The following is an 8,254-nucleotide window of genomic DNA, read 5'->3' on the forward strand; positions in this document are numbered from 1 at the left end:
TGTCAGAACAATTCGGCGATCGGCTTACCGCCGTTGACGATCGTCACCGGACGTCCCTCCGGCGTGATGAGTTCCTTGTGCGGATCGATTCCCAGCTTAGCGTATAAGCTGCAGAAGAAATCCTCGACCTTGAGAGGACGTTCGCTCGGCACGCCCCCTTGCTTATCGGTTGCGCCGATTACGCCCCCGCGCGGTACGCCGGCTCCCGCGGCGACGATCGACATCGCTCCCGGCCAATGGTCCCGTCCGGCGTCCTTGTTGATCTTCGGAGTGCGACCGAACTCGCCCAACGCGACGACGAGAGTATCTTCGAGCAATCCGCGCTCATCGAGATCGCGCAGCAGCGCGGAGAACGCCGTATCGAAAATCGGGAGCCAGCGATCTTTGAGGTACTTGAAGATGTTCGCGTGATGATCCCAGCCGGCGTGCTGAACCGTGACAAATGGAACACCGGCCTCGATCAGCCGGCGGGCCAGCAAGCACTGTTGACCGACCATCGTGCGACCGTAAGCGTCGCGCACTCGGTCGGGCTCGTTGTTGATGTCGAACGCTTGCTTCGTAAGAGACGAGGTGATGAGTCGATGAGCCTGCTCTTGAAAGCTATCGAGGCCTCGTGCCGGGTCGGCCGCCGCCTCATCGCCGATCCGCACGAGATTATCGAGCTCTTTGCGCAGAGCCGCACGCGATTGCGCTCGGCCTTCGGCGATGCCCAACGGAAGCGTCACATCGGGAAGCTGAAAGTCGGGATTGTTGGGATTGTTCGAGATCAACAGCGGAGCGTATTTGCTGCCGAGAAAATTCGGGCCGCCGGATCGCATTGCCGAGGGAAGTGCGAACTGTACGTAGGCCGGCAAGCCCGGCGGAGCGCCCCGTTCCTTCGAGATGAACGAGCCGAGACTGGGATGAAAACTCGCCGAATCGCCGCAGCCGATCGGAGTCGGAGTCGGGCTGCCGGTCGTGAGATAATGATTGCCGCCGCCGTGGCCCGGATCGTGATGCGTCACGGACCGAATGACCGTGACCCGATCCATGACTTGCGACATCTTCGGCAGGTGCTCGCAGACCTGCCGGCCCGGAACATTGCAAGCGATGGGATCGAACTCGCCGCGAATTTCGCTGGGAGCATCCGGCTTCGGATCGAACGACTCGTGGTGACTCGGGCCGCCGTCCATCCAAACCAAGATGCATCGCTTGGCACGGGCCGCGACCGGCTTCGCGACCGCGCCGTCGGCGGTTGCACGGAGCAGCGGAACGAGCCCCAATCCGGCGGCGCCGCCGAGACCGGCCTGGAGAAAACTCCGGCGCGTGTTGCCGTCGCAATAGAGGTGCTTCATATCCGGGACTTCTTTGGTTGACGGTACGATTCGCGACGTCTAATGGTTCAGCACGAACTCGGCTGAGTTCAACAGCGCCCAAAGGATGTCTTCGGCCGCGCTGCGATGCGTGGCCCCCGACGATTCGAAGGCCCTGCGTGCCGCTGCTTTCTCTTCGGCCCGAGGCAAACGACCGAATGCGGCTAAGTACAACTCGACGATCGTTTCGTCGGGCGAAAGCCGCTTAGCGACGAGTTCGGCCACACGGCCCGACAGCGAGCTGATCTTGTCGTTCACCAGCGGAGAGTTCATGAGGTGGAGGACTTGTCCCAGCGTGCTGTCGGGCAACCGCTCGCATTGGCAAACCGTCTTGCGTTGCGGACGCCCGAACGTATCGAGAAAGGCCGACGGCAATCGATGATCCCACAGTTGAACGGCGCGCGTGCCGGGAAGAGTTCCGGCGAACGCTTCCGATTCTCCCGTCGCATCGCAGACCGCGTCGAGTAAGACTTCGGCGCCGAGTCGCTTGCGATACGCGCGCGAGTAGTTCTGCGTGTCGCGAAGGTTGTCGGCATTCGCCTCCGAACTGAGGCCGTAGACGCGCGAGACGGCGATCGTACGGATCAAGCGGCGAAGATCGAATTCGTGTGCGATGAAATCGTCGGCCAATGCTTGGAGCAACGGTTCGTTCGTCGCCGGGTTCGTGTCGCGCATGTCGTCGATCGGCTCTACCAAGCCGCGGCCCATCAGTTGCCCCCACACTCGATTCACCAGCGCTCGGGAGACGAACGGGTTCTCGGCCGTCGCGAGCCACTCGGCTAGCGGGCGGCGCGGATCGGCGATCGATGCCCCATCGAACGACGCGCCCAATAAGACTTTCGGGCTGACGACCGTTTTAGTACGCGGGTGCGTCACTTCGCCTTTGTCGGCGATGAAGAAGCTGAGATCGACTCCGGCCCCTTTTTTATGAACGCGAGGAAAGAACGCGGCGAGTCCGTAGAAATCTTCTTGGCCCCATTTTTCGTAAGGATGATGGTGGCACTTTGCGCACTCCAGCCGAACGCCGAGAAACACCTGGCTCACGGCGACGGTCAGATCGTTCGGATTCGCGAACGCACGGTAGAAGCCGACGGCGCCGTTCGTTTCGTCGGGCCCTTGCGACAAGATCAAATCACGCAGGAGTTCGTCATAAGGTCGGTTGCGAGCCAGAGAGTCGCGCAGCCAAAGGTGATAACGATAGGCCGACTTGGCCCCGAGATCCTCGCTATTGATCCGGAGTAAATCGGCCCACTTCAACGCCCAATAGTCGGCATATTCCGGTCGATCAAGCAACGAATCGACGAGGCGCGTCCGTTTGTCGACCGACGGATCGGCCAAGAACGCAGTGACTTCGATCGGCGTCGGCAATTTGCCGATCAGATCGAGATACACTCGGCGATGGAACGTGGCGTCGTCGGCAGGAGGCGAAGGGGATATCCGCAGCCGTTGCCACTTATCGGCCACGAGTCGATCGATGAAGTGCGAGCGATCCCAGCGAGAGAGTCCGTTCGCGTCGACCGGCGCGCGGTTCAACGGTACCGTAACGAAGGTTGCAGCGACATGATCTTGGAAGCGAGCGACGATGGCCGATTCTCCGGCCATCATCTTCGTGGCGACACGACCGTGCTGATCGACGGTTGCTCGCGTGTCGTCGTTGGAGGTGTAAACCGCCTCATGCGTCACGTCGCGGCTCGAGCCGTTGGAGAGCGTGGCCGTGACCAGCAGTCGTTGCTGCGAGCGCTCGCGCATCGTTCGAATTTTGGGTTGTACGTCGATGGCGACGACGTGCGGAGCGTCGTCGCTGCCGTACGGCATCCCGGCGTCGATCCAGCGAAGCAATCGCCGGTACTCGGTTGAGTTTTCTTCCAAACGTCCACCGCCGCCGTGCGGCACTCGATTCGTCGCCTTCGTGAGTAAAAGCGACTCGCGCGGCACCGAGGGAAACAATCGCCGCCCACGCCCTTCGCAGACGATCGCTTGGTAGTCGGCCCCGACGTCGTGCCCGAAAACCGAAAGCTTGAAACCGTTTTGACCGCCTTGCTTTCCGTGGCAAGCACCCGAGTTGCATCCGGCTTTGGTGAGCAGGGGAATAATGTTGCGAGCGAAATGAGGCGACGGTAACACCGCAACATGTTCGACACGAACATCGACCGACGATGATCGGCCGTCGAAGGTCGCGGATATTACGGCCGAGCCGTCGCCGACCGGGAGCACGACTCCATCTTCGCTCACGGTTGCAATCTTAGGGTTCGATGAAGCGAATACCGCCTCATCCGTGGCGTCGACTTCCCCCCCTGAGTGAATCGCGGTCACTAACAGTTGCTGACGTGCATCGGCTCCGGTGAGCAACGGCGCGGGCGGATCGAGGCGCAGCCCCGTCGTCGATCCGCTCGACGAGGCGGGGGCGGTGAGAACCGACGCAATGAGCAGGGATAGTAGCATCGGAGAGCCGACGGGCAGGCGAATTGGATCGCGGACGGCAGGATATCAGGCGGGGAACATCAATCTTAGTTGATCCATGCCTGAACACAAGTTGATCTTCCAAGCCCAACTGCGGCGTCGTTCGGGCCGTGAGGCATCCGTGCTCCCCGCTTCACCCAATTCCGCAAGTCGGCGATCGAGCGGTCGTTCAGCTTGCCGGCCGGCGGCATGTTCGATGCATCGGCTGAGTACGACACCGCGGTGATCAACAGACTCTCGTCGGGTCGGCCGGGGACGACCACCGCGCCGGAATCACCGCCGTTCAGCAGGGCCGTCCGTGAGTCGACGCGCAGGCCGCCTTCAATTCGTTGGGCTTGTCCCGAATGGCACTTGTAACAATGCTCGACGAAGATCGGCCGAATGCGCGACTCGAAAAACTCAAGATCCGTCTGATCGTTGGGTTCGGCGGACGACGCGGTTCCGACGACGACGAAAAGTAGTAGGGCCGAGATTCTTGGCATGGCTTGATAGCTGCTGCGGAAGACGGACCCTGGTCGGCCGGCGGAGGCACTAACAAGGCAGAACGCTGGAGGGCGGAATGTGTCGCAAAGCGACGGCGCTCGTATTTAGGCAACATTTCCTTTTCGGCGTAAGCCCGTCACCGATCCCACTCGTGAAGCATTCGCCACATCAACAGCGTCAACGATAACGATCAGACGAGCACTTCCCGCACCGGAGTGCCGCGGTTGATCGGGATCGGGCGATTCAACTGGTCGTACACGATCGTGTCGGGCTCGAAACCCAGGCAGTGGTACACGGTCGCCAAATAATCGCACGGCTTGACGATCGGCGTGGTCGCTTCGGCCGAAAGGCGATCCGTTGCTCCATGAACCGTGCCGCCGCGCACGCCTCCTCCTGCGAGGGCCAGCGAGAAAACCTTTCCCCAATGGTCGCGGCCGGCGCGGGCATTGAACCTCGGCGTGTGGCCGAACTCGCTGACGAGGCAGACCAGCGTTTCATCGAGCAGGCCGCGTTGCTCCAAGTCTTCGATCAGAGCAGAATAGGTCTGATCGAGCATCGGCATCAACGTGTCTTTCAGAAGCTCATTGTGCTTGTCGTGCGTGTCCCACCCGCCGCCGTTCGGCTTGCCCTCGATCCTCGCCCAATTGACCTGGACGAGCGACACGCCGGCTTCGATGAGCCGCCGCGCCAGCAATACGCTCTGGCCCCACTTCGTGCGACCGTAGCGATCACGAGTCTTGTCGCTTTCTTGATTCAGATGGAAAGCCTGCCGAGCTTTGCCGCCCGAGAGGAGTTCGATGGCTTGATCGGTCTGCCTCCCGTAACCGCGGATGGCTTCGTTGCGATCGATTTGACCGAGCTGCTGATTCATTTGACTGAGGAACGAAAGCCGGCCGTCAAGTCGCAGTTGCGACAGTTCTTCCGGCAACTCACAGCCGGGCACGGTGAACTTCGCGTCGGCAGGGTCGCAGGTCAGCACCCACGGGTTGTACTTCTTGCCCAGAAAGCCGGCATCCTGACCGGGCCAAACAACCTCGCCGACGTTCGCCATCCGCAGCGGCACCGTAATCGCCGGAGGCAAACCGCCCCGTTCCTGCTTCAACGCGCGAACCAGCGCGTTGAGCGACGGAGAATCGTTCGGCCTTTGCGGCGTCGCATTTTCCTGACTCAGCGGAATGTGCGGCACGCCGGTCAGCATTTGGTAGCCGCTGCTTGAGTGCGCGTTGTCGCCGGTCGACATCGAACGAATCACGGCAAGCCGGTCGGTCAGTCGCGAAATCTTCGGCAACAGGCCGCCGACTTTCAAGCCGGGCGTCGCGGAGTCGATCGCGCCGAAAGGGCCGCGAATTTCTTCCGGAGCGTCGAGCTTGTGATCGAATGTTTCGTGTTGCGGCATGCCGCCGCCGAGCCACACGACGATGACCGACTTGGCTCGACCGAACGAACCCCGCGACGGCGATTGAGCTCGTGCGCGAGCTTGCAGCAACGCGGGCAGCGTGAGGCTGCCGAGGCCGATGCCGCCGATACGAAGCCATTCGCGGCGATTCAAACGATCGCAGAAGCGCGGCACGGGCGCGTTCAAAGTGAGCATGGCTGGATGTAAGCGGGATGCCGGGGCGGGAAAGCAGGCGGATGCTAGGCATTATGAATCGACAACCTGCCAGGCTCAAGATGAGTCGCGGCTACCAGGGGGCACGGCAACGAAACGGCTCTGCGGAAACATTCGACGAGTTGAGGGGTATTTGGTGACTTTGTGGATCCGTTATCGCGTCTTACGACCGCTTCCGCGTGACGAGGTCGTAGATCTCCGCATCCCAAGACAAACTGGTGCGCTGATCCACCGACTTTTCGCTTGACGCCTGTTCAGCGGTTTTGCAGTGGATTTTTGGAAAACGGCGACGTTTCCCGTCGTGATTGTGACTTCCCTCGTGTTGCTGGCGCTGCTGGGCGGATTAGGGGCCCGGGTCGGAGGCGTACCCGTAGCGATGGCCGCATGGCGAGTCACCTTTTGGGGAGCTTTGGCGATGGCGCTCACGGCCGGAGTTGGGGCCTTATTCGGAGCGGTGGTGTGAGAAAACTTTGCCCTTCTAAAGCGCCGGCGATCCTTGATATAGCACTGCGATTGAGTCCTGCCTCGGCTATTCGAGCATGTTCGACCTGGAACCTGAGCGGCCGCTCAACGGCCGCATCGGATTTAGCCCGATTCGCCGAGGTCCTGCTGATACGCCAAGATTCGAAGAGAATTGAAGATGACGAACAACGTGCTCCCTTCGTGGAATACGACCGCCGGTCCGATCCGAGCGAGTCCCAGCGTGGTCGCCACCGTCAGCAGCACGATCGTTCCTAAAGCAATCACCAAGTTCTGAGTGATGATCCGACGAGCGCTGCGCGAAAGGGCGATTCAATTCACCGCATGAGGCATCGGGCGTTCGGCTCCGCCGGCCCGCTATCCGATCAGTTCCCGAATCGGCGCTCCACCCTGATCCAAGATGAAACGCGGCCGCCCTCGATTGTCGAGGTAGCTCACGTCTTGAGGAACGTCGAAATAACGGAATAGCGTCGCCGCAAGATCGCCCGGGGTGACGGGGCGTTCATGGATCTCGCCCCCGTCGCGACTCGACGCGCCGATGACCTGACCATGCCGGAGCCCGCCTCCCGCCAAACACATCGACATCACGACCGGCCAGTGATTCCGGCCGTCGGTGCTCCCTTGGGTACCTATATTGGGCGTACGTCCGAATTCTCCCATCGCGATCACAAGCACATCATCCAACAATCCCCGTTCGTCGAGATCGGCGACGAGCGTCGTGATGAGATGATCGAAGAGCGGCAGCAGCGGACCGAGGCCGTTCTTGATGCCGCCGTAGGGAGGAATGTTGTCGCCGTGAGTGTCCCATGTGCCGGATGCGGAGTGGTAGCTCAAGTCAAGCGTGACGAAGGCCGTACCGGCCTCAACCAGCCGCCGCGCGATGAGCGCTTGGCGACACCACAAATGCTTCCCGTAGCGGTCGCGAACGGCCTGCGGCTCGCGTTCGACGTCGAATGCGTTGCGAGCTCGTTCGCCCAACAGCATATCGACCGCCTGCCGCTGATAAACATCGAGCGCCTGCATCGAGCCGGATTGATCAAGCCCAGCGCGCATCCGGTCGAATCGTTGCAGTAGCGCGCGGCGATCGTGCAAACGATCGACGGAGAGACCCGTCGGCAATTGAAATAAGTCGCCGCCGGTCACGTCGCCCGTGTCGACGCCGACGTTCGAGTACACCGGCAGCTTCGTCGCTTGCCCGCAGAGAAACGGATCGTACTGCTTACCGAGGTATCCGGCGAATGCCAAGTGCGAGCGCGATTTCATAAACGCCGCATAGGGCGGCATCGACGGATGATTGGCCCCGTGATGCTTCGCGATCACCGACGCCAAGGCGGGATAGTGCTCCGCTTCGGGATTGGTGCGGGCCTCGGCGGTGAGGTTCGCCGTTTGAAAGACTTTGTTAGGTTCGTGATTGCTGTGTCGCGCATCGACGGAGCGGATGATCGTGAACTTGTCGAGCATCGCGGCCTGCTTCGGCAAGTGCTCGCAGATCACGACACCGGGGAGTTTGGTTTGCGTCACGCCGAACGGTCCGCGGTTGTTCTCCGGCCGACCGGGCTTCGGATCCCAGGTGTCGATCTGGCTCGGACCGCCGGCCATCCACAGCAGAATCACGCTCTTGGGAGCACGCGTTTTTCGCCCGGCGGTCGCAGCTTCGGCGCGCGCTTGGAGCAATGTGGGGAGCGACAAGCCGGCGATGCCCGCCGCACCGGTCTTCAGCATTCCGCGACGATCGACCACGGTCAGGCCTTCACGCGTCGTCCCTTGAAAGTCAACGAAGGCATGAGCGGCGTGTGCCGCGCGGCGACAGGGGTGCGAACGAAAGTCACTCGACATGAGGAAGTTCTCGTAATGACGTGCGTCAAGCTTC

At 61.4% G+C, this 8,254-nt stretch carries 6 protein-coding genes and 1 pseudogene; 1 reads left to right on the forward strand and 6 read right to left on the reverse strand.

Going from position 1 to position 8,254, the window contains the following annotated elements:
- Positions 1-2: 2 nt before the first annotated feature.
- The 4 genes from K8U03_11540 to K8U03_11555 all read right to left on the reverse strand — a co-directional run bounded on the left by K8U03_11540 (position 3) and on the right by K8U03_11555 (position 5,886).
- Positions 3-1,334, reverse strand: coding sequence for a DUF1501 domain-containing protein (locus tag K8U03_11540; protein ID MCE9605517.1), 1,332 nt, complete (start codon positions 1,332-1,334; stop codon positions 3-5).
- Positions 1,335-1,373: 39 nt separating this feature from the next.
- Positions 1,374-3,794, reverse strand: a complete 2,421-nt coding sequence (locus tag K8U03_11545) for a DUF1549 domain-containing protein (GenBank protein MCE9605518.1) — start codon at positions 3,792-3,794, stop codon at positions 1,374-1,376.
- A gap of 65 nt (positions 3,795-3,859) precedes the next feature.
- On the reverse strand, positions 3,860-4,294 hold the full coding sequence (locus K8U03_11550) for a hypothetical protein (GenBank protein MCE9605519.1): 435 nt from the start codon (positions 4,292-4,294) through the stop codon (positions 3,860-3,862).
- A 191-nt stretch (positions 4,295-4,485) separates the two neighbouring features.
- Positions 4,486-5,886, reverse strand: a complete 1,401-nt coding sequence (locus K8U03_11555; protein MCE9605520.1) for a DUF1501 domain-containing protein — start codon at positions 5,884-5,886, stop codon at positions 4,486-4,488.
- A 328-nt stretch (positions 5,887-6,214) separates the two neighbouring features.
- On the opposite strand from K8U03_11555, the pseudogene K8U03_11560 reads away from it, so the two are divergent.
- A pseudogene (locus K8U03_11560) lies at positions 6,215-6,367 on the forward strand (VIT family protein).
- 122 nt (positions 6,368-6,489) lie between these two features.
- Here the strand turns inward: K8U03_11560 and K8U03_11565 are convergent.
- Both K8U03_11565 and K8U03_11570 read right to left on the reverse strand, forming a co-directional pair.
- Positions 6,490-6,651 (reverse strand): hypothetical protein, encoded by a 162-nt coding sequence (locus tag K8U03_11565; GenBank protein MCE9605521.1) that lies wholly within the window; start codon positions 6,649-6,651, stop codon positions 6,490-6,492.
- A 90-nt stretch (positions 6,652-6,741) separates the two neighbouring features.
- On the reverse strand, positions 6,742-8,220 hold the full coding sequence (locus K8U03_11570; protein ID MCE9605522.1) for a DUF1501 domain-containing protein: 1,479 nt from the start codon (positions 8,218-8,220) through the stop codon (positions 6,742-6,744).
- Positions 8,221-8,254: the final 34 nt, after the last annotated feature.

This window comes from Planctomycetia bacterium, assembly GCA_021413845.1.
Classification (GTDB): domain Bacteria; phylum Planctomycetota; class Planctomycetia; order Pirellulales; family PNKZ01; genus PNKZ01.